Here is a 20514-nt window from a genome sequence, read left to right on the forward strand (position 1 = left end):
GCACCTCCGGCTCCGCGGGCACTTCGGGCTCCGCGGACACCTCGGCTGCCACCGGCACCTCCGGCGCTCGGACTCCTTCCAGGACACGGCGTCCGCCTCCACCGCCTGCACCAGCGCCTCCACCCGGATGGCCGCGTCCGGCCGACGGCCGACACCGGGTTCGCCACCTGCCTCCAAGGGCTGAGATACGGCATCCGCGGCAACGACGAGTGGGGACTGCGCGTCCCCCGGTACCTGAGCCTGGGCCTGGCCGGACGAGCGGGAGGACCTGGCCCTGGAGTGGGCGGACGAGCCGTCCGGCACCCGGCCGGCCCGGTGGAGGGCGCGTCCGGCATCGCCTGGTGGTGGGACGCCGACCTCGCCTGACCCGACCTCGCCTGACCCGGCCCTGGCAGGCGCCGGCCGGGACCGGAGGTCAGTGCCCCGAAGCCAGGTCCAGCGTCCACCAGGGGCCGCCGGGGCCTGTCGCCCTGCCGACGCCCGCGTGGGTGTAGCGGCAGGTGAGGAGGATCGCGCGGTGCGCGGAGCTGCGCATCCACACGTCCACCGCGGCCCGCGCGCCGGCGGGCCCGGCGGTGACGGTCTCCGCGACGGAGTCGGGGCGGTAACCGGCGGCCCGCATCCGCTCGCCGGGCGTGCTGCCGTCCGCGCCGGTGTGCGTGAGGCGGTGCCGACGCGCCATGTGCAGGCTGTGGGCGCGCGCCGCCCGGCGCAGCGCGCGGTGCGGGCGTACGGCCGGGCAGCCGGCCCGCTCCCGACGTTGATTCAGGGCGGCGACCAGCCGGTTCTCAGTGGTGCCGGGGCCTGCGGGGCCTGCGGGGAGTGTGAGACTTCTGGGGCCTGCCGGGGCTGTGTGGCTTGCGGGGCGATGGGGGCGTGACGGCTCGGGGCGGACCGCCGGGTGGCCCCAGCCCCAGCGCGGGCCCGGGCCGCCGGCCGGCTCCGCCTGCCAGTGACCGGGAGCCGGGACCGGCCACAGGGGCGCCCGATACGGGGGCGGCGGCTCGGGCGCGCGACCGGCCCAGGCCGGTGGCCCGCCCGCACGTTCCCAGGCAGGTGCCCCGAGTGCCCAGGAAGGTAGGAGGGTGACGGCCGCCAGCGCGAGAACGGCGCACAGAGCGGAGCGCAGAGTCGCGCGCAGGGCTGCTGAGCGCGTCGTCCGGTGCCTCCCGGTCATTTCTTTCCCCTTTCTTGTCCAGCTCTGGCTCGAAATCCACTCTTTTGTACGAGCAGGTTCCGCCGCTCCGTCCGGGGAGACACGGCCTTTTTCGGCGGGGTGCCTTCTCCCTTTCTTCCGTCCTTTTGTGTGGGGACCTGTCCTGCATCTGCGGCAGCCGGTCGCAGCGGTCCGCCTCGTCCATGACGTGGCTGGAGACCAGCAGCGGGGTGCCCTCCTCGACGGGCCGCTGGAAGACCTGCCACAGTTCGCGGCCGCCGAAAACCTCGGCGCACTCCTCGGCGAAAGGATCACCGAAGCGGCCGAGTGCTATGACGATGCACGCGGCCGACCATCGGTCCGATCATCGCGCCCCCGTCTCGTCGGACCGGCGCGACTGCCGCCGCGGCTTCCGTCACCGCGGTGGCGGGGCGGCGGGAGGAGGCGTACCCGTCCGGGGCGGACGTGTCCGCCCCGGCGATCGGGGCGGGGGGCTCACACCTGCCGGGCTCGTCATGCCCCAGCGCCGACGCAAGGCAGGTACCACGGAATAAGGTGAAACGGCAAAAAATCGGGCATACCCCTACGTGTGGAGCCTGGTGGATCACGTCGACGCCGGGCCCTGATGGTGAGAGGCCCGGTGGGACGGAGAGCCGGTTCGGCGAGAGTGAGATGAGCGGCCATGGAGCGGCGTACCGACGAGCCGGCGGTGGATCCCGGTCCGCATGCCGTCGGCGAGGCGCTCACCGCGCACGCGACCGTCGACGAACACGGCACCGTGACCGGCTGGAACGAGGGCGCCGAGCACCTCCTCGGCTACGCGGCGACGCAGATACTGGGCCGGCCGGCCGCCGTACTCCTCGCCGAGGTGCCCGCGGCGAGCGACCTCCCGCCCTTCCCGGAACTGCCGAGATGGCACGGCACCCTCGCCCTGCGGCATCGCGACGGACACCGCGTCGAGGCCAGGGTGCTGGCGCATCACCGCACGCCCGACGACGGGACACCCGACTGGTTCCTGGTCTGTGCCGTGACCGGGGCGCAGCCCCGCCCCGACGACGAGGCGCTCGTGCGGCAGGGTTTCCTCCAGTCCCCGTCCTGCGCGACCTCGGTGCACGACACCGACCTGCGCCTGCGGAGGTCGAACCGGTCCTCGCAGGGCGCACTGGGCCTGAGCGACGACGAGATGCGCGGGCTGCGGCTGTCCGACGTGCTGGACGACCCCGCGATCGGCGAGGTCGAGCGGCGGATGCAGAGGGCCCTGCGGACCGGTGAGCCGCAGTACATGGAAAACCACGCGCGCGCCCCCGGCGAGACCCGTGAGCACGCCTGGTCGGTCCACATCCACCGCCTGGAGGCCGCGGACGGCCGTGTCCTGGGCGTGGCCACCACCGGGCACGACATGACGGAGCAGTACTGGGCCCGCAAGCGCCTCCAGCTGATCGCGGAAGCCGGCCGGCGCATCGGCAGCACGCTCGACGTGACCCGCACGGCGCAGGAACTGGCGGACGTGGCGGTCCCGGACCTCGCCGACTTCGTCAGCGTCGACCTGCTGGCGTCCCTGGACGACCTGCCCGAGGCGGCACCGGTGAGCCCGGCGGCGGACCGGGCCCTCGCCCTGCGGCGCATCGCCCACCGGTCCGTGTACCCGGGCACCCCCGAGGCGGTCGTCGCGCCGGGCGCGCTGGACGAGTACCCGGAGGGTTCCCCGCCGGTGCGCAGTCTGAGATCGGGTCGCGCCATGCTGCACCAGGTGACCGAACCCGCCATCACCGACTGGGTGGCCCACGACCCGGTCCGGACCTCCCGGATCCGCGATTTCGGCTTCCACTCGGTGATGACGGTCCCGCTCTCCGCGCGCGGGACGACCCTGGGCGTCGCCGTCTTCCTCCGGCACCGGCATCCCGACCCGTTCCAGCAGGACGACCTGGTCCTGGCCGAGGAACTGGCGGCCCGCGCGGCGGTCTGCGTCGACAACGCCCTGCGCTACACCCGCGAACGCGCCACCGCCGTCACCCTTCAGCGCAGCCTGCTGCCGCAGAGCCTGCCCGAGCAGACCGCGGTGGACGTCGCCTCCCGCTATCTCCCGGCGGGCGCCCGCGCCGGGGTGGGCGGGGACTGGTTCGACGTGATCCCGCTGTCCGGAGCGCGGGTGGCGCTGGTCGTGGGCGACGTCGTGGGCCACGGCATCCACGCCTCCGCGACCATGGGCAGGCTGCGCACCGCGGTCCGCACCCTGGCCGACATCGACCTGCCGCCCGACGAACTGCTCACCCATCTCGACGACCTGGTGGGCCGCCTGGCCACCGAGGCGGAGGGCGCCGAGCGCGCCGCCGGGAACGGGGAGACCGCGGGAGACGTCGGCGCGACCTGCCTGTACACGGTGTACGACCCCGTCTCCCGCCGTTGCACGCTCGCCCGGGCCGGGCATCCGCTGCCGGCCGTGGCCGGCCCGGACGGCACCGTGGAGCTGCTCGACCTTCCGGCGGGGCCCCCGCTGGGCCTGGGCGGACTTCCCTTCGAGTCGGTCGAGATCGAACTGCGGGAGGGCAGCCTCCTCGCCCTCTACACCGACGGACTGGTCGAGTCCCGGGACCACGACGTCGACGTCGGCGTCTCCCGGCTGCGCCAGGCCCTCGCCACTCCCGCGCCCTCCCTGGACGTCCTGTGCGACCGGGTGCTGGGGTCCGTCCTGCCCCGGCGGCCCACCGACGACGTCGCCCTGCTCGTCGCCCGCACCCGGGCGCTCGACGCCGACCGGGTCGCCGCCTGGGACGTGGCCGCCGATCCCTCCGCCGTCGCCGAGGCGCGCAAGCACGCCCTCGGGCGGCTGGAGGCCTGGGGCCTGACCGACGAGGCGTTCGTCACCGAGCTGATCGTCAGCGAACTGGTCACCAACGCCATCCGGCACGGCCGGCCGCCCATCCAGCTGCGCCTCATCCACGACGCGAGCCTCATCTGCGAGGTGTCGGACGCCAGCAGCACGGCCCCCCACATGCGCCGCGCCCGCGCCTACGACGAGGGCGGCCGCGGCCTGCTCCTGGTCGCCCAGCTGACCCGGCGCTGGGGCACCCGCCCCACGCCCACCGGCAAGACGATCTGGGCGGAACAGAACATCGGCTCCGCCCCGCCGCCGTTCTCCGCCTGAAAGCGGCGCCGAAGCGCCCAGGGTGTTCACCGGCCGGAACCCAGGCCGTAATCTTTCCGTCTTCCCTCGCTGGAGCCCCGACGGGCCGCTCCTCCTCAGGGGGAAGACGTCCCGGACGGGAAAAACCGTACTCACCGTACTCATCCACGCGAATCCACTAAAAAATTGAGACATATGAAGCCGCAGGGTTCTTCACGAATAGACGGCAGGGCCGCGGCCTCCGTGTGGCGTCGACCGCGGGCGAGGCTCTGGGCCGTGGCGGGTGTGGTGGCACTCGGGTTCCTCGTCGCGCTGGAGATCGCCGCCCGCCGCCACGGCCTGTCCGGTCCGATGACCCACCAGGTGCGTGAGCTGGTACTGCCCCCCAAATCGGGGCCCCTGCTGTACGCCGGCATGGCCCTGACGCTCGTGGTGCTGCCCTGGCGGCAGCGGTTCGTCGCGGTCGCCGCAGCGGTCGGCATCGACCTCGTCCTCGCGCTGGTCCGCCGGCTGGCGGACGCCGGGACGACCGGCGGACACCCCTTCGGCAACGGCGCGTTGTGGGTGATCCTGGGGTGCGCGGTGCTCGCCGTCACGCGCCGCACCGGCCGGGAACGGGTGCTGCTGTTGCAGGGTGCCGGGCTGGGCCTGCTGCTGATGGCCGGCCGCAAGGCGGGAGACACCTGGCTGCTCATCACCTCGAAGACCCGCCCGGAGGTGCTCGACCAGTACGTGGCGACCGCCGACCAGGCCCTGGGCAACCCGTCGTGGCTGGTGGGCCGGATGGTCACGGCCACCGGTGCGATCGGCTTCAACACCCTCGACTTCGTCTACGGTCAGCTCGCGGTGGCCGGGGTCCTCGTCGCGCTGTACCAACTGCGCGGGGTGGCGGCCGAGCGCCGATTCCCGCGCCACCACCTGGTGCGGACCTTCCTGGTGATCGGCCTGCTCGGACCGGCCGTCTACATGATCTTCCCGGTGGTCGGACCGATCTTCGCCTACGGCAACGGCACCGAGTACTGGGCGGGGGTCAGCCTGTGGGCGGAAACGCACTCGAGCGCACAGTGGGCGGTCGCCGAGGTGTGGCCGCAGACACCGCCACCGCTCGGCACTCCGCACCCCATGCCGTTCGACGAGATCACCCCGCGCAACTGCATGCCCAGCCTGCACACGGCATGGGCCGTCGTGATCTTCATCCACACCCGGACGGGCCCGAGGGCACTGCGCTGGGCGGGCACCTTCTGGCTGATCGCCACGCTGACCGCGACGCTCGGCTTCGGCTACCACTACGGCGTGGATCTCCTCGCCGGTGTGGTGTTCGCGCTCACGATCGAGGCGGCGCTGCGCTCGCACGACCACGGCTGGCCCCGGGCAGGCGTCCGACTGGTCGCCCACGGCACCACGGTCTTCGTCGCGCTCCTGGTGTCGTACCGCTGGCTCCCCCGGGAGATGGCCGACCACCCGTGGGCCTACGGACCCCTCCTCGTCCTGGCGATGAGCTCAGTGATCCACGGCTACCTGCGGACCACCAGCCGCTGGGCACCGGACACCGCCGCGGAGCGGCAGCCGGCACGCCGGCGCGAACTGGTGTGAGTCCCGCGGTGAGTGGCTGTCTCCGCAGGACGTCGACACGCGCGTGAGGCCTGTCGCCCCGGTGACCGACGGGCCCGGCAGCGAGAGCGCGGAGAGCCCCGGTCACGCACAGGCCCCAGGCCCGCCGACCCCGCTCGGCCGGCCTACAGATCCCCTCCCCCCGGGTCTCGCTGTCGCCCCGCCTGAGAAGCACCCGCGCCGGCCCGGAACGGCGGACTGCGCGGAGTCGGGTTCGGGGGCCGCTGCCCGCACGGCGGGACCTGGGCTCGGCGGTCCGTGCGGCGCGGGGCCGGCCGGCCACGGCCGCCTCGCCTGCTCGCGGGCGCGCTGTCCGTGCCCGCCGTCACGGTGGTGAGCGCGCGGTCGGCTTCCTCGCACCGCCCACATCGGTCCACGGGATGTTTTCAGCCACCCTTGAGTCATTCCGCAAAAGCGGCGAAAGGCGGGAAAGGCCCCGTAGCGGTCGCGTATCCGCGCAGGACGCCCGACCGTGCGCCGGAATGTTACCGGCGCCCCAGGACGATCCGTCCGTCCCTGCGGCACCATCGAGTGGTGCTCCCTCCGTATGTCCCGGCCGCCGGTGCCCGGAACGGGGATTCCGGGGGCCGCGCCGCAACCGCAGTGGCTGAAAACGTGTCTTTGGACGCGTGGCCGACGCTCCGGGGCGAGTGAGTCTCCGGCAGCACAGGCGGCCTTGGGGGGTTGGAATGAACACGTGGGGAGTGCCCGGATACACCGAGTCACTGGAACTCGGATCAGGGGCGAGCGGGCGGGTCGTGCTCGCCGTGCACGAGGGAACCGGCGTTCCGGTCGCGGTGAAGTACCTCAGTGAGTCACTGCGCACCCGGCCGGGCTTCGTCCGTGAGTTCAGGGCGGAGGCGCGGCTGCTCGGCGGCCTGGAGAGCCCGTACGTCACCGGTCTGTACGAGTACGTCGAGAGCCCGGACGGCGCCGCCATCGTGATGGAGCTGGTGGACGGGGTCTCGTTGCGGACCCTGCTGGCCGGCGAGGGACCGCTCGGTCCCGAGGCGGCGCTCGTGGTCCTCAAGGGCTCGTTGCTCGGCCTGGCCGACGCGCACCGTGTCGGTGTCGTGCACCGCGACTACAAACCGGCGAACGTCCTGGTCGTACCCGACGGCTCGTCCAAGCTGGTCGACTTCGGGATCGCGGCGGACGCCGGCACCAGCGTCGGCGTGGCGGGAACCCCCGCCTACATGGCCCCGGAGCAGTGGACCGGCGCCCCCGCCTCTCCCGCCGCCGACGTGTACGCGGCGACCGCCACGTTCTTCGAGTGCCTGACGGGCCGCAAGCCGTACCCGGGCCAGAACCTCGCCGAACTCGCGCTCCAGCACGTCGACGCGCCGGTCCCCGCCGAGGAGGCCCCCGCCGCGGTGCGGGAGCTGGTCCGGCGCGGCCTGGCCAAGGACCCGCGGGACCGGCCCGCACACGCCGAGGAGTTCGTCACCGAACTGGAGGCGGTCGCGGGCGCCGCCTACGGGCCCGACTGGGAGGAACGCGGCCGGGGCCGGCTCGCCGCGCTGGTGGCCCTGGTACCGCTGCTGCTGCCGTCGGCCCGCAGCACCCCGCGCACCACCACGGACTCCGCGCGCACGGTGCTGAGCCCCGAACCGGGCCTCGGCCGGGCGGGGCCGTGGCGTCCCGGCCGGCCGGGGATGCTGGTGGCCGGCGCGGCCGTGCTGCTGGCCGTCGTCCTGTCCTACGGCGGCCGGCAGGGCCCCGCAGCGGATCCGCAGCAGGCGGCGCGGGCCCTGGCCACCACCAGTGCCCGGCCCGGCGTGGAACCGGGCGGGCCCGGCTCTCCGGCCGCGTCGGCGGCCACCGAGGGCTCGCCGCTCCCGACGTCCACCGCGTCCACCGCGTCCGCCGGCCCGTCACTCTCGGCCCCGGCGACGGCCGGCCCCGGCGGGCCCTCGGTGTCCGCCGGCACCACGGCCACGGCCACGGCCCCGGAGACGACGGCACCCGGCGCGGCGACCACCGAGGCGGCCCCGACGACCACCGCCCCGACCGCACCGGCCGCTTCCGCCGTCAAGGACGTCACGGTGTCCAGCTTCCAGCAGACGGGCACGACGACCGCCTCGGCGACGATCGACATCACCACGGACGGCACCGGGCCGGTCTCCCTCACCGTCTCGTGGTCCACGGGCGACACCGGGCTCCGGCTCGGCACCACCCCGGACGGTCCGCCCCAGACGTTCGAGCGCGCCGGCGCCACCCAGTACACGCTCACCGTCGACCACACCTTCCAGGGCAACGGCTGCTACTGGGCGGTGCAGGCCACGACGACTCCCGCCGCCGCCGACGGCGGCGCCTCGCGGCAACTCGTGACCAGGCGGTGTGACATCCGATGAGCGACCGCCACGACCGCGACGACCGCTCGGCCGCGCCCGCCGAGGACCGGGAGCCCGCCAGGGCGCCGGCCCCTGCCGACGACACCCGGGTCCTCGCCCCTGCCGACGGCACCCGGGTCCTCGCCCCTGCCGACGGCACCCGGGTCCTCGCCCCTGCCGACGGCACCCGGGTCCTCGCCCCTGCCGACGACACCTGGGTGCTCGACTCCGCCGACGGCCGCACCTCCACCCTTCACCTCGGCCCCGCCGACGGCCACACCCCGGGCGACGAGCCCGGCCCCGCCGACGCCGAGTACAGCGCGACCGTGCTGGCCAGCCACTGGATCCTCAGACCCGAGCCGGACACCACCCTGGTGGAACCGACCTCCACGCAGATCCCGCCTACGCCTACGCCTACGCCTACGCCGCCGACCCGGCCGGACCGCACCGAAGGCACCGTGCTGCGGTTCGGCCCGGGGGTGACGACCGCCGTCGCGGACCGTGTCCACCGGACGCTCCCCACCGTGCCGCCGCCTCCCGCGCCCCCGCGCCGACGCCTGCGCAGACACGCTCTGCCCGCGCTGGTGCTGGTCTGCGTCATCGCCTTCCTCGCCTGGCAGCGCCTCGGCCCGTCCGTCGCGGTGCGCACGGTGGCGCTCACGGCCCGGCCGGCGGTCCTGGGATGCGACGACACGGCGGACATGGTCGCCCTCGTCACCACGGACGGCCGACCGGGCACGCTCTCCTACCGCTGGACCCGAAGCGACGGCACCGCCTCGGGCGTTCTGCGCGAAGTGGTGGTCCGGGGCCAGCGACAGGCCCGACTGCACCTGCTGTGGACGTTCCAGGGCAAGGGCGACTACACGGCACGGGCCGAGCTGCGGATCCTCTCCCCGGCCCACCGCACGGTGACCACCCGGCTCACATACGCCTGCCACTGAGGACCGGCTCTCCGGGCCGTCAGCGCAGCGCGCTCCTCCGCTGCCACTCGGTCCACGAGAGGTTCCACGCGCCGAAGCCGTTCCCGGGCGCGACCACGCCCTTGGTGTCCTCGCCGGTGATCTCGAACGGGTCGCCCGGCCGCACCTGTCCGTAGAACCAGGCCGCGTCCGCGTCGCTCATGCCTATGCATCCGGAACTCCGGTTGGCCCTGCCGAAGTGGCGGGCGTTCCACGGGGCGGCGTGGGCGTACATGCCCGACCAGGTCAGCCGCATCGAGTGGTCGACCATCTTGTCGTACGCGTCGCCCAGGCCCACCGTCTCGGAGTTCATGTTGATCGTGCCCTCCTTGGCCATGAGCACGGCGGTCCCACGCCAGGAGCGCTTGTCACCGCCGGGCGTGCCGCCGGAGACCGGGACACGCCGGACCGTCTCGCCGTCGCGTACGAGGGTGAGCCGGTGGCGGTCGAGGTCCACCTTGACGATCTGCCCGGCGCCGACGGTGAAGGCGCTCGTGTAGTCGCGTACGAACCAGCCGCCGTCCGCGCCCGAGTCGGTGCCGTTCAGCTCGGCGTTCAGCCTGACCTCGGTTCCGGGCTTCCAGTACGTCCTGGGCCGCCAGTCCACCCGGTCCCTGCCCGACCAGTCGCGTATCCAGCCCCAGGAGCCCTCGGTGCCGTTCGAGGTGGTCACCTTGAGCTGCTTCTCGACCTCGGCCCGGTTGCTGACCGGATGGTCGAAGACCAGGGAGATCGGCTGGGCGATGCCGACGGTGGTGGCGCCGGCATCGGCGGTGGCGCCGGCGCCCGGTCGCCAGTCGACCTTGTTGACCTTGCCGGCCGGAGCCGTCGTGAAGGCGGCCCTGGTGCTGCCGGCGGTTCCGCCCCCGGTCCGGGTCGTCGCCGTCACCGCGTACGCCGCGCCGGGCACGGCCTTGCGGTCGGAGACCCAGGACCGGCCGTCGGCGGCGACCTTGCCGGCGAGCCGGTGCCCCTCGGCGTCGGTGACGGTCACCGAGGTGAGCCTGCCGCCCGCGGCCGTGACCCGCACGGGCTCGCCCGCCGGCACCCGCTTCCCCGTGGGCGTGACGGTGACCGTGACCGGACGGTCGTCGGTGGCCGGCGTCCCCCCGGCGTCCGGGGCGCCGGGGGAGGCGCTCGACGAGCAGGCGGCGAGCGGCGCCAGCAGGGCGGCCACGACGGCCGCCCGGAGCCGGGCAGGGGCGAGTACGCGGGTGCGGAGCAACGGGACCTCCGGGAAGGACGGGAGCGGGGTGGACGAGTCGGCGATGTCGTGACTGTAGAGCCGGAAAACACCAGGTCAGCCGCTGCGGGGCAATGTGACGGCGACTGGTGAGGAACGGTCATCGTCCGGTCACATCCGGCGCGCGGAGCGGTCATGGGCCGCTGTGAGCATCCTGTGCGTCCCCGCGACAGGCCCGGGGAGAAGGAGAGGGTCAGACTGTGTCAGCGCTGCTCGTGCCGCCCAGCCGCGTGCCCCAGCCACGGAACCGGGGCGTGGCCCTGCGCACCATCACCGCGGCGACCTACCGTGCCTTCCTCGCGTCCCCCGCCGGCGCCGCCCTCGGTGCCGGATTCCTGCAGTGCCCGTCCTGGGCCGACGTCAAGGAGGGCTGGCGCGCCCACCTGCTCGGCTGGGGGCCGGATCCGGAGGCAGGCGAACTGACGGGCGTGGCCCTGGTGTTGCTGCGGCAGTTCCCCGGCACCCGCAAGTACTTCGCCTACCTTCCCGAGGGGCCCGTCGCCGACTGGACCGCCCCCGACATCGACGGCTGGCTCGATCCACTCCTCGAACACCTGCGCCGCGCGGGCGCGTTCGCCGTGCGCGTCGGCCCGTCGCCCGCCTACCGGCGCTGGGACGCCGCCCTGCTCAAGCCGCTCACCGGCCCGGGGAGGCGGCTGGGTGACGTCCTCGCCAGTGAGGTCGACCCGCTGGGCACCGCCGTCGCCGAGCGACTGCGGGCCCGGGACTGGCGCCGCTGCGGTGGTGAGGGGATCGCGGGGAACGGGGGCGGGGACGGGGACGCCCAGCCCCGGCACGTCTTCCGGGTGCCGCTCGCCGGACGCACCACGGAGGACCTGTGGTCCGGGCTCAACCAGGAGTGGCGGCGCAACGTGCGCCGGGCCCGGAAGGAGGGCGTGGAGGTGGTGGTGGGCAGTGCGGCCGAACTCCCCGAGTTCTACCGGTTGCTCGGCATCACCGAGCGACGCGACGGCTTCCGGCTCGGCCGCTCGCTCGCCTACTACGAGCGTCAGTACGCGGCGCTCAACGCCGAGGAACCGGGACGGATGAAGCTGTACCTCGCACGTCACCGGGGAGAGATCCTCGCCGCCCACACGATGATCACGGTCGGCCGCCGGGCCTGGTATCAGACCGGCGCCTCGGCCGACCACCGCCGCGAGGTCCGGCCCTCCAACGCCCTGCAGTGGCGGATGCTGCTGGACGCCCACGCCCTCGGCGCCGACGTCTACGACATGCGCGGGGTACCCTCCACTCTCGATCCTGAGGAACGTACGTACGGACTGCTGCGGTGGAAGCTCGGCACCGGAGGACAGGTCGTCGAGACGTTGGGGGAGTGGGAGAGAGCATTGGGCGGCAGCGCCAACCACGCGCTTCACCGCGCCTTCCAGGCGTACCTGAACCGCCGGTGAAGCAGACGACGCCGCCGTCGACACCGACCACGCCGGCCGGCCCGACGGCACCGACGCCACCGACGGCACCGACCGTGTCGGTCGGCATGGGCAGCGCGGACAGCGCGGGCAGCGCGCAGGAGACGAAGGCGGTCTCCGCGGCACGCGGCAGTGCCGTCATGGCCGCCGGATCCGTCGTCGGCCGGGCGACCGGGTTCGCCCGGTCAGCCGTGGTCGCGGCGGCGCTGGGCACCATCGGGCCGGTCGCCGACGGCTACGCGGTCGGCAACGCCCTGCCCACCATCGTCTACATGCTGCTCCTCGGCGGCGCGCTGAACGCCGTCTTCGTGCCCGAGCTGGTCAAGGCCGCCAAGCAGCACGAGGACGGGGGCGCCGCGTACACCGACCGGCTGGTCACCGTCTGCGTCCTCGCGCTGCTGGCGGTCACCGCGACCGCGGTGTGGGCGGCTCCGGCGATCGTCGACGTGTACACCGACTACACCGGTCCGCAGGCGGACATGACCACCGCGTTCGCCCGTTACTGCCTGCCCCAGATCTTCTTCCTCGGGCTGTTCACGCTGCTCGGGCAGGTGCTCAACGCGCGGGGCCGGTTCGGGGCGATGATGTGGGCGCCGGTCCTGAACAACGTCGTCGTCATCACCGTCTTCGGCCTCTACCTGGCCCTGGCCACGGGCGGCGGGGACGGCGAGGACGGCGGGGACCTGCTCACCGCGACCGAGACCGCCGTGCTCGGCTGGGGCACCACCGCCGGTATCGCCGTCCAGGCACTCGCCCTCCTTCCCGCCCTGCGCGCCGCCCGCTTCCGCTGGCGGCCCCGCTTCGACTGGCGCGGCAGCGGACTGACCCGCCCCCTGCGCGCGGCCGGCTGGCTGGTGCTGCTGGTCCTGGCCAACCAGGCGGCCTACTGGGTCACCACCCGGCTGGCCACGGCCGCGGGCACCGACGGCGGGCCCGGTTACGGCGCGTACAACAACGCCTATGCCCTGTGGGTCGTCCCGCACGGCATCATCACGGTGTCCGTGGTGACCGCGCTGATGCCCCGGATGAGCGCCGCCGCCGCCGACGGGGACACCGCCGCCGTGCGCCACGACGTCTCCCACGCCCTGCGCGTGTGCGCCTCGGCCGTCGTCCCCGCCGCCTGCGCGCTGTTCGCCCTCGCCCAGCCGGTGATGGCCCTCGTCTTCGGCCACGGCAGGACCGGCGCCGCCGACACGGCCGCCATGGCCGGGATCCTGATGGCCTTCGCGCCGGGACTCGTCGCCCTGTCGGGCCAGTACGTCCTGTCCCGCGCCTTCTACGCGCTCTCCGACACCCGTACGCCGTTCCTGCTCAACCTCGTGATCGTCACTCTCAACGCGGGACTGTCCCTGGCCGCCGCCCACCTGCTGCCGGCCCGCTGGGCGGTGACGGGCATGGCGGCGGGATACTCCCTGGCGCTGTGCGCGGGCTGGGCGGTGACCGGCCTGGTGCTGAGCCGCCGGCTCGCCGTCGCCCGCCCCCTGCGCTCGTCCGCCGTCGGCGCCCACGCGCGGCTGCTGCTCGCCGCCGTACCGGCCACCGCGCTCGGTCAGCTCGCGGCCACGGGCGCGGTACGGGCGGGGGCCCTGGCCGCCGCAACTGCCGGCGCGGCCGTCGTCGTCCTCACCTTCGCCCTGCTCGCCCGTCCGCTGCGACTCGCCGAACTCGACGCGCTGCTCTCCGGCCTACGCCGCGGACGGACCCGGACCTGACCATCACCGAGGGAGAACTGCCGATGCCCCGCGTGCTCCTCATCGAGGACGACCCTTCCGTACGCGAGGGGGTCGAACTCGGTCTGCGCCGCCGCGGCCACGAGGTACGGGCGGCCGCGACCGGCGAGGCCGGCCTTACCGCGCTGGCCGAGTTCCGCCCCGATCTGCTGCTGCTGGACCTGATGCTGCCCGGGATGAACGGCGTACAGGTCTGCCGGCAGGTCCGCGAGCGCAGCCAGCTGCCGATCATCATGCTCACCGCGCGCGGCGACGACTTCGACGTGGTCATCGGCCTGGAAGCCGGCGCCGACGACTACATCGTCAAGCCCGCCCGCCCCGAGGTGATCGAGGCCCGGATCCGTGCCGTCCTGCGCCGCCTGGACGACGGCGTCCCGGGCCGCCCGGCCATCGAGGTCCACGGCGAACTCACCATCGACCGGGTCGGACTGACCGTCACCAGAGCCGGCCGGCCGCTCCCGCTCGCCCCCTCGGAGCTCAAGCTCCTGCTGCACCTCTCCGCCGCCCCCGAGCAGGTGTTCAGCAGGCAGCAACTGCTGGAACACGTCTGGGAGCACAGCTTCCACGCCGACGCCCGGCTGGTCGACGCCTGCGTCGCCCGGCTGCGCGGCAAGATCGAGAACGATTCCGGCAGCCCTCGCTACGTCCAGACACTGCGGGGCTTCGGCTACCGCTTCGGTCCCCTGTGATCAGCCGGCCTCGTCCCGGCCGGACACGCCGCGGCAACGACGAAGGAGGCGAAGGACAGGACGGCACGGCCGCCGGCCGGCGGTCACCGTTCCGGGTGTTCGGGCTGCGTACGCGGCTGTTGCTGGCCTTCCTGCTGGTCGCCGCCGTCAGCGCCGGCACGACGGCCGCGCTGACCTACCGTGAGGCCCGCAACGCGCTGCTGGAGACCGCCCAGGACACGGCGGTGACGTCGTTCCGCGATCACGCCCAGCAGACGGCCTTCTCCCTGCCCCTGGAGAGAGGGGAGGCACTCGAGGAGGTCCTGCGGGACATCGCCCGCAAAGGCAAGCCGCATCCCTGGGTGGTGTTCGCCGAGTACGGGTCGGTGCGTGCCTCCTCGGGCGAGAACCCCGTCTCCACCGTCATCACACCCGAACTCCGCCGCGCCGCGCGGGGCAACCCCCACGGCAGCTTCGAGCGGGTCGTCAAGGACGGCGTCCCGTACCTGACCATCGCCATGCCCATGGTCTTCAAGGCGAGCCCGTACAGCGTGCTGCCCAGCGGACTCGTCCTCTACGCCGTCATGCGGATGACCGACGAGCAGGTCAACGTCGACGCCCTCCTCATGGCCGGCCGGGACGGCGCCCTGCCCGGCCTCGCCGTCGCGCTGATACCCGGCCTGATCGCCGCGCGCAGCGTGCTGCGCCCGGTGCGCGAACTGCGCCGGGCGGCCCTGAGCATGGGCAGCGGCAGACTCGACACCCGGATCCCGGTGCGCGGCAGCGACGAACTGGCGGACCTGGCCCGCACCTTCAACGAGTCGACGGGCCAACTGGAGCGTTCGGTAAGAGAATTGCGTGAGGCCGAGGAGCGCGCCCGCCGCTTCGCCTCCGACGTCTCGCACGAACTGCGCACCCCCCTCGCCGGCATGCTCGCCGTCACGGAAGTCCTCGACGAGGACGCGGACGGCCTGGACACCGACACCGCCCGGGCGGTCCGCCTGGTCAGCGCGGAGACCGGGAAACTCGCCGTGCTCGTCGAGGACCTGATGGAGATCTCCCGTTTCGACGCCCGCGCGGCCGAGCTGAACGCCGACGAGGTCGACGTGGCCGAGGCCATCCGCAAGACCCTCCACAACCGGCACTGGACCGACGACCGCGTCCGCACCGAACTCCCCGACGGCATCCGGGCCCGGCTCGACCCGCGCCGCTTCGACATCGTGATCGCCAACCTCGTGGGCAACGCCCTGCGGCACGGTGGCGTGCCCGTCACGGTGTGCCTGCGCACCGAGGCACGCCCCGGGGCAGCGCCCGTGCTGGTCACCGAGGTGGTGGACAGCGGCGCCGGCATCCGCGCCGCATCGCTCCCGCACATCTTCGACCGCTTCTACAAGGCCGACGCGGCCCGCACCCGCTCGGCGGGCAGTGGCCTGGGACTGGCGATCACCCTGGAGAACGTCAGGCTGCACGGCGGAACGGTCCGCGCCGGGAACCGGCCCGGGAGCGGGGCCGTCTTCACCGTCGAGATACCGCTTCACACGGAGGAGGCCGGCGGATGAGGCGTGCGCGGACACGCTGTCGTCACGCGGCGGCCGCCACCGCCACGGTCGCCGCCACCGCCACGGCGGCCGCGTTGCTGCTCACCGGCTGCGGTATCCAGGAGACCGATGTCATCGAGGCGGGCGGTCCCGCCAGCTTCCAGGCCTTCCTCGACCGTGACTACGACATGCTGCTCTTCTTCCGTTCCCCCGACGGAGGGCTGAGCCCTGTGATCCGGACGACGGCCACCGATGTCTCCTCGTCCGTGTTCGGCGAGGGATACGTCGATGCGGGCCCCGCGGACCAGGACCTCGGCGACCCGGCGGGGCCGGTGCCGACGGAGAAGGTCGTCGCGGCGCTGCTCGCCGGTCCGCGGAAGGAAGACCGAGCCGCCGGCCTGAGCACGTCCCTTCCCGCGGCCCGCCCCGGCGGGACCGTCCAGGTGGAGACTGCCTCGGCCGGCCAGGTCACGACCCGCCTGCCCCTTGCCCTGGAGGGCCTGGACAGCACTGCTCTACGTCAGCTGATCTGCACGGTCGCCTACAGCCAGGACGCCGACGGCCGAGTCGCGGTCCACCTGACGGGACAGGACGGGGCATCGAGGACCGGCACCTGCGGACTGGCCCCGGGCCGCTCCTGACTCCCGCGTCCGGCACGACCGCGGCACATACCTTCTGACCTGGGCGTACTCTCTTGGCCGGCGCCCGACGGTGCATGGCCGCACCGCTGTTGACCGCGGTTGTCCGCTCTTGTGGGCACGGTGAGGGCACGGCTTCGAAAGGCGGCGGGCACGCCTGAGTGGAAGGGCTCTGTGCTTGGCTCGGCTGATGCTCATGTCCGACTCGGGGAGCGCTTCGCCAGTGCGCAGACCTCCGACGTAGCGCCCGCCTGCCTTGGCTCACTTGGCGACTTCCACGCCGTACCACTGCAGTGCCTGTCCGGTGACGGCGGCGATGCACTCGAGGTCCCGGTCGCGGTGCAGGCGCTTGGAGCCCCGGCGGTTCGAGGACCTCGTGGAGGTCGTACGGCTGGTGGACTCGCTCGGTCCGCACGCCTTCCAGTTGATCATCGAGGGCTACGAGGAGAAGGCACAGCTGGGAAGTCGGGAGTTCTTCACCCCGCTTCCCATGGCGTACCTGATGGCCGGACTGGCGCAGGCCGCCAAGGAGACGGCCGCGGGCAGTGTGTACGACCCGTACTTCCGTGGTGGGGAACTCCTCGGCGCGGCAGCCGACATGGCAATGCGGGCGCGACGGGGTCCGGGGGTCACCGACGCGTCGTCGCCGAGGCTGCTGGGACAGACACCGAAGCGGGCGACTTTGCCGCTGGCGAGTATGAACCTGGCGCTGCGCGGAGTCCGGTTCGCCCTCCGGTTGAAGCCGGGCGAGCAGCCGTGGGAGCGGACATGGCTTCAGAAGCCCGTCGATCTGGTGCTCACCAACCCGGTCCCGGGCGAGCTGAAGTCCTTCCCCGCCTACCAGGTGGCCGGCTCGCCCGACTCCTACGGACTGCAGAGCGTGCTCAGCCCCGCCGCCGCCAAGGCCGCCGGGCTGACCACCGTCCCCCTCGGCGCCTTCTTCAGCACCGACCAGATGCCCAGCACCGAGGAACGGCAGAAGCTCGACGCCGAGATCGCCAAGCTCGGCAGCAACGTCGAGCTGACCGTGGAGCAGGGCTGGGTCGACGAGAACGGGCTCGTCCTGCTCGCGCTGACCGTCTTCGCCGGCCTGGTCACCATCGGTGCGGCCGGCATCGCCACCGGTCTCGCCCAGGCCGACGCGGAGGCCGATCTCAAGACGCTCGCCGCGGTCGGCGCCTCGCCCCGGGTGCGCCGCACGCTCAGCGGCTTCCAGTGCGGTGTGGTCGCCGCGATGGGTGTGGTCCTCGGCTCGGCGGCCGGTGTCCTGCCCGCGGTCGGGCTGCGGCTCACCGAGGAGAGCGATCCGGGCCATGGCCCTCACCGCGAACATCGACCACAGCCTCGGCGCCCGGGAGTTCCTTACCTCCTCCGCGGCCACCACAGAGGACTCCTTCCACCAGTTCGTGAAGTGGTGCGAGCGCCGACGGTGACGCCGAGCGCGCACGGTCGGCATCACCATCGGGGTCCACCAGGTCTTCCGGCGGAGCCAGTTCGAGGGCGAGCGCCGTCATCTCCTCCGTGAGGCCGTGGGGTGCCTTCCGTGACCGGGTCGAACGCGGTCAGTGCGCCCGTCCGTTCGCCGTCTCGGCGGTCGGGTAGGCGGGCCCGTCCTGCTCCGACCGTTGCTTGGCCGCAGCCCTCTCCGCGCGGGCCAGCCGCCCCACGCCCCGAAGAATGGAACGTCCGGGCTTCGGCAAGCGCCCAGGACAAACTCCGGCATCAGGGATGACGGGCGGATGCGCCGCGGGGAAGGACTCCAGGCGAAACGCTGGTCATCTGCCGCCTCAGCTCTCGCGACTGAGCGATGACGGCATCGCGCTCCGCCTCCTGGTGTTCCCGCTCCGCCTGACGGCGCGCCCGGTCCGGTTGCGCGGCTGAGGGGGCGACCGTACGAGATCGTGTCGTACGCCGCGTACTGGTGCGCCGTCGATTGCCGCCGCGAGAACTCGACGCGTAGAAGAGGCCGAGCCCGGTCGACACCCTGGCAACCGCCGCTGATACATCAATCCGGTACATGGACTACTGTTGGTACATGTCCATGAAGCGCACCAACGTGTACGCCGACCCCGAGGACCTGGCCATCATCAAGGAGGCCGCCAAGCGCCGAGGTATAAGTGAGGCCGAAATCATCCGCCAGGGCATCCACCTTGCAGCCATGGCGAACCGGGTCTGGGACGAGCCGCTGTTCTCACGCACCTTCGAGGGGCCGGGGCATACGCTGTCCAAGTCGGAGGTCCGCGACACGGTCGCCGAGGCCGTTCGGCGTGAGACCGGCTCGGGTTCCGGATCCACCGCGTGATCATTGTCATCGCCGATACGTCCGGCCTCCTGGCGGCCCTGGACTCGGCTCATCCGGAACACCGGGCGGCGAACGAGGCGATCATGGCGGCTGGTCTCCTGGTCATGTCCCCGCTCCTGCTGGCCGAACTGGACCACGTGGCGACGCGTGAGCTCGGCAGGGAGGCTGCCCTCAGCGCGGTCGACGATCTGCGGCGCTGGATGAGCCGGGGTCGTGTCGTCATGCCGGAGATCACGGAGGACCACCTGGGCGCCGCCCAGTCCGTCCGTGTCCGCTACCGCGCGCTGGACCTCGACCTCGCCGACGCGGTGAACGTGGCCCTTGCCGCCGACTACGACACGGACGCGATCCTGACCCTCGACCGACGAGACTTCCGGGCCGTACGCCCGTTGGGCCGCTATAAGGCGTTCCGGGTGCTCCCCGACGACCTTCCCCTCTGACGCAGGGCCCTCGGCGGTCAAGTACCCGTTCCCGCAAGGGGCTTGTGTGCCGCCCACGACGAAGCAGGTGCAGGACGGGCGTCCGCCATCGCCCGGGAACAGCGGGCTGAGGGCTCGCCTCCGGCTCATCTGTGTGAAAGTAAAGGTCAGCGCCATGCTGCGACGTGATGGGGGCGCCCACTCAAGCGTGCATGCCCTCTGCGTGCCCAATCTCGGGGTGCGGGAGTACTCGCAAACCGCAGCAACGACACCCCTATGAAACAAGCCCCGGGTCGCTGACCTGGGGCTTGAAGAAGAGCGGGTGACGAGAATCGAACTCGCGCTCTCAGCTTGGGAAGCTGCGGTCATTCGGGGGCGGTTCGGGCGCTGACCTGGGCGAACAGCTTGGCCGCTACTCTGTCGGCTTCGGCTGCTTTCACCGTGGTTCCCCGCTGTTCCCCGCTCGATCTGGTGCGCTTGTGGTGCGGCCGTGGTCACCCGCGTTAGAACCTGGTGTCATCTGAACACGCAGACCACGCGCCCATAGGCTTCGATCTGCTGCTGTTGTTCGTGTGGGCGAGGCGCGTGCTCGTCGTCTCCGCACCTGAGGACTGTTCCGTCGTCTCCTTCAAATACGGAGACGACGCCTCCGTGATGGCTACAGGCTCCTTGCCGGCCGATGGAGTCTGACGGCCACCCGTCTGCGCACTCGTAGCCCTGATACGTCCAGTGCACTGGCGTGTACGTGGCGGATGGTGTCCCAGAACTGACGGGCGGATCCTCATCATCATCGTTCCACCCACTGAGTTGGGCTGTGACCGGGAGGACGACGAAGATCCCCACGCCGATAAGACCTGCCAGGGAGTAGGCCACCACCCGAGCAACCCGCCACGCGCGGCTCTCGATGAGCCCTTGCAGGAGACTGCGCACGGAAGACTTCTAGCGCAGCAACGGGCTGTGGTGAGCTTCTTCGCCGACATTGGTGGCAACTGTTCAGAGCCTCACGCGGCGTGCTGCAAGTCGACGGGCGCCTACCAACCACCACATGTGTGCCTCGCTGCCCCCCCCACGGCCCTAGCCACGCTGCTGCCTGTGCCATTCATCGACCGTGCTCGCGGGCAGCATCTGGGAGCCGATGACGGGTGTGGAACTCAGGCGTCGATAGGGCTGCCCTGCGTCGAGGGGTCCGACAGACGGTCGGGGGTGAGCGTGTCCGTCTTGCTCCTTCGCCGGCGGCGCACTCGCCGGATCAGCCAACCGACACCAGTCACGAGTCCCGTGGCGAGGAGAGACCCGATCATCTCGCTCAATGCACCTTGGCCGATGGCGTCCCAAGGCAACGTGGACACCCACATGGCTATGTCCT

14 protein-coding genes and 4 pseudogenes are annotated in these 20514 nt (G+C 72.6%); 13 read left to right on the forward strand and 5 right to left on the reverse strand.

Going from position 1 to position 20514, the window contains the following annotated elements; genetic code table 11:
- Positions 1 to 415: 415 nt before the first annotated feature.
- Complete coding sequence (locus QQS16_RS22330) at positions 416 to 1177, reverse strand: CAP domain-containing protein (protein ID WP_286063611.1); 762 nt, start codon at positions 1175 to 1177, stop codon at positions 416 to 418.
- Between the two features lie 139 nt (positions 1178 to 1316).
- Positions 1317 to 1430 (reverse strand): annotated as a pseudogene (locus QQS16_RS44010) (ABC transporter ATP-binding protein); the annotation flags it as partial.
- 408 nt (positions 1431 to 1838) lie between these two features.
- Between QQS16_RS44010 and QQS16_RS22335 the strand changes: the two are divergent.
- The 4 genes from QQS16_RS22335 to QQS16_RS22350 all read left to right on the forward strand — a co-directional run bounded on the left by QQS16_RS22335 (position 1839) and on the right by QQS16_RS22350 (position 9165).
- Positions 1839 to 4301, forward strand: a complete 2463-nt coding sequence (locus tag QQS16_RS22335; protein ID WP_286063612.1) for a SpoIIE family protein phosphatase — start codon at positions 1839 to 1841, stop codon at positions 4299 to 4301.
- Positions 4302 to 4556: 255 nt separating this feature from the next.
- On the forward strand, positions 4557 to 5873 hold the full coding sequence (locus QQS16_RS22340) for a phosphatase PAP2 family protein (protein ID WP_286063613.1): 1317 nt from the start codon (positions 4557 to 4559) through the stop codon (positions 5871 to 5873).
- Positions 5874 to 6580: 707 nt separating this feature from the next.
- Positions 6581 to 8245: a serine/threonine-protein kinase gene (locus tag QQS16_RS22345; RefSeq protein ID WP_286063614.1), complete on the forward strand. Its 1665-nt coding sequence runs from the start codon at positions 6581 to 6583 to the stop codon at positions 8243 to 8245.
- Complete coding sequence (locus QQS16_RS22350; RefSeq protein ID WP_286063615.1) at positions 8242 to 9165, forward strand: hypothetical protein; 924 nt, start codon at positions 8242 to 8244, stop codon at positions 9163 to 9165. Before QQS16_RS22345 ends, QQS16_RS22350 begins: the two co-directional genes overlap by 4 nt.
- A gap of 19 nt (positions 9166 to 9184) precedes the next feature.
- Here QQS16_RS22350 and QQS16_RS22355 read toward each other — a convergent pair whose 3' ends face one another.
- Positions 9185 to 10408 carry a L,D-transpeptidase gene (locus QQS16_RS22355; RefSeq protein ID WP_286063616.1) on the reverse strand — a complete coding sequence of 408 codons (1224 nt, stop codon included), beginning with the start codon at positions 10406 to 10408 and terminating at the stop codon, positions 9185 to 9187.
- Between the two features lie 218 nt (positions 10409 to 10626).
- Here QQS16_RS22355 and QQS16_RS22360 point away from each other — a divergent pair, with 218 nt between their 5' ends.
- From QQS16_RS22360 to QQS16_RS22380, 5 genes are all read left to right on the forward strand, one after another.
- The gene (locus tag QQS16_RS22360; protein WP_286063617.1) at positions 10627 to 11835 is read left to right on the forward strand and encodes a lipid II:glycine glycyltransferase FemX; all 1209 of its coding nucleotides are present in this window, start codon (positions 10627 to 10629) and stop codon (positions 11833 to 11835) included.
- A gap of 86 nt (positions 11836 to 11921) precedes the next feature.
- Positions 11922 to 13565, forward strand: a complete 1644-nt coding sequence (gene murJ, locus QQS16_RS22365; protein WP_502963826.1) for a murein biosynthesis integral membrane protein MurJ — start codon at positions 11922 to 11924, stop codon at positions 13563 to 13565.
- Positions 13566 to 13588: 23 nt separating this feature from the next.
- The gene (locus QQS16_RS22370; RefSeq protein ID WP_286063618.1) at positions 13589 to 14272 is read left to right on the forward strand and encodes a response regulator; all 684 of its coding nucleotides are present in this window, start codon (positions 13589 to 13591) and stop codon (positions 14270 to 14272) included.
- Positions 14269 to 15810 carry an ATP-binding protein gene (locus tag QQS16_RS22375; RefSeq protein WP_502963827.1) on the forward strand — a complete coding sequence of 514 codons (1542 nt, stop codon included), beginning with the start codon at positions 14269 to 14271 and terminating at the stop codon, positions 15808 to 15810. The genes QQS16_RS22370 and QQS16_RS22375 overlap by 4 nt, the downstream gene beginning before the upstream one ends.
- Positions 15807 to 16430 (forward strand): hypothetical protein, encoded by a 624-nt coding sequence (locus tag QQS16_RS22380; protein ID WP_286063620.1) that lies wholly within the window; start codon positions 15807 to 15809, stop codon positions 16428 to 16430. Before QQS16_RS22375 ends, QQS16_RS22380 begins: the two co-directional genes overlap by 4 nt.
- 258 nt (positions 16431 to 16688) lie before the next feature.
- Here the strand turns inward: QQS16_RS22380 and QQS16_RS43545 are convergent.
- Positions 16689 to 16787 (reverse strand): annotated as a pseudogene (locus QQS16_RS43545) (PIN domain nuclease); the annotation flags it as partial.
- On the opposite strand from QQS16_RS43545, the pseudogene QQS16_RS22385 reads away from it, so the two are divergent.
- The 4 genes and pseudogenes from QQS16_RS22385 to QQS16_RS22400 all read left to right on the forward strand — a co-directional run.
- A pseudogene (locus QQS16_RS22385) lies at positions 16744 to 17223 on the forward strand (N-6 DNA methylase); the annotation flags it as partial. The pseudogenes QQS16_RS43545 and QQS16_RS22385 sit on opposite strands and share 44 nt — an antisense overlap.
- A 9-nt stretch (positions 17224 to 17232) precedes the next feature.
- Positions 17233 to 17724 (forward strand): annotated as a pseudogene (locus tag QQS16_RS22390) (ABC transporter permease); the annotation flags it as partial.
- A 738-nt stretch (positions 17725 to 18462) separates the two neighbouring features.
- The gene (locus QQS16_RS22395) at positions 18463 to 18729 is read left to right on the forward strand and encodes a ribbon-helix-helix domain-containing protein (RefSeq protein ID WP_286063621.1); all 267 of its coding nucleotides are present in this window, start codon (positions 18463 to 18465) and stop codon (positions 18727 to 18729) included.
- Positions 18726 to 19169 carry a PIN domain-containing protein gene (locus QQS16_RS22400; protein ID WP_079661261.1) on the forward strand — a complete coding sequence of 148 codons (444 nt, stop codon included), beginning with the start codon at positions 18726 to 18728 and terminating at the stop codon, positions 19167 to 19169. The genes QQS16_RS22395 and QQS16_RS22400 overlap by 4 nt, the downstream gene beginning before the upstream one ends.
- Positions 19170 to 19664: 495 nt before the next feature.
- Here the strand turns inward: QQS16_RS22400 and QQS16_RS44015 are convergent, their stop codons facing one another.
- The gene (locus QQS16_RS44015) at positions 19665 to 20078 is read right to left on the reverse strand and encodes a DUF3761 domain-containing protein (RefSeq protein WP_502963828.1); all 414 of its coding nucleotides are present in this window, start codon (positions 20076 to 20078) and stop codon (positions 19665 to 19667) included.
- Between the last annotated feature and the right edge of the window lie 436 nt (positions 20079 to 20514).

This window comes from Streptomyces sp. ALI-76-A, from assembly GCF_030287445.1.
In the GTDB taxonomy this organism is placed as follows: domain Bacteria; phylum Actinomycetota; class Actinomycetes; order Streptomycetales; family Streptomycetaceae; genus Streptomyces.

Bases quoted from the DNA above. Each gene is read 5' to 3' on its own strand.
- QQS16_RS22330 (WP_286063611.1), bottom strand. From the start codon at position 1,177: ATGACCGGGAGGCACCGGACGACGCGCTCAGCAGCCCTGCGCGCGACT.
- QQS16_RS22335 (WP_286063612.1), top strand. From the start codon at position 1,839: ATGGAGCGGCGTACCGACGAGCCGGCGGTGGATCCCGGTCCGCATGCC.
- QQS16_RS22345 (WP_286063614.1), top strand. From the start codon at position 6,581: ATGAACACGTGGGGAGTGCCCGGATACACCGAGTCACTGGAACTCGGA.
- QQS16_RS22350 (WP_286063615.1), top strand. From the start codon at position 8,242: ATGAGCGACCGCCACGACCGCGACGACCGCTCGGCCGCGCCCGCCGAG.
- murJ (WP_502963826.1), top strand. From the start codon at position 11,922: ATGGGCAGCGCGGACAGCGCGGGCAGCGCGCAGGAGACGAAGGCGGTC.
- QQS16_RS22370 (WP_286063618.1), top strand. From the start codon at position 13,589: ATGCCCCGCGTGCTCCTCATCGAGGACGACCCTTCCGTACGCGAGGGG.
- QQS16_RS22380 (WP_286063620.1), top strand. From the start codon at position 15,807: ATGAGGCGTGCGCGGACACGCTGTCGTCACGCGGCGGCCGCCACCGCC.
- QQS16_RS22395 (WP_286063621.1), top strand. From the start codon at position 18,463: ATGTCCATGAAGCGCACCAACGTGTACGCCGACCCCGAGGACCTGGCC.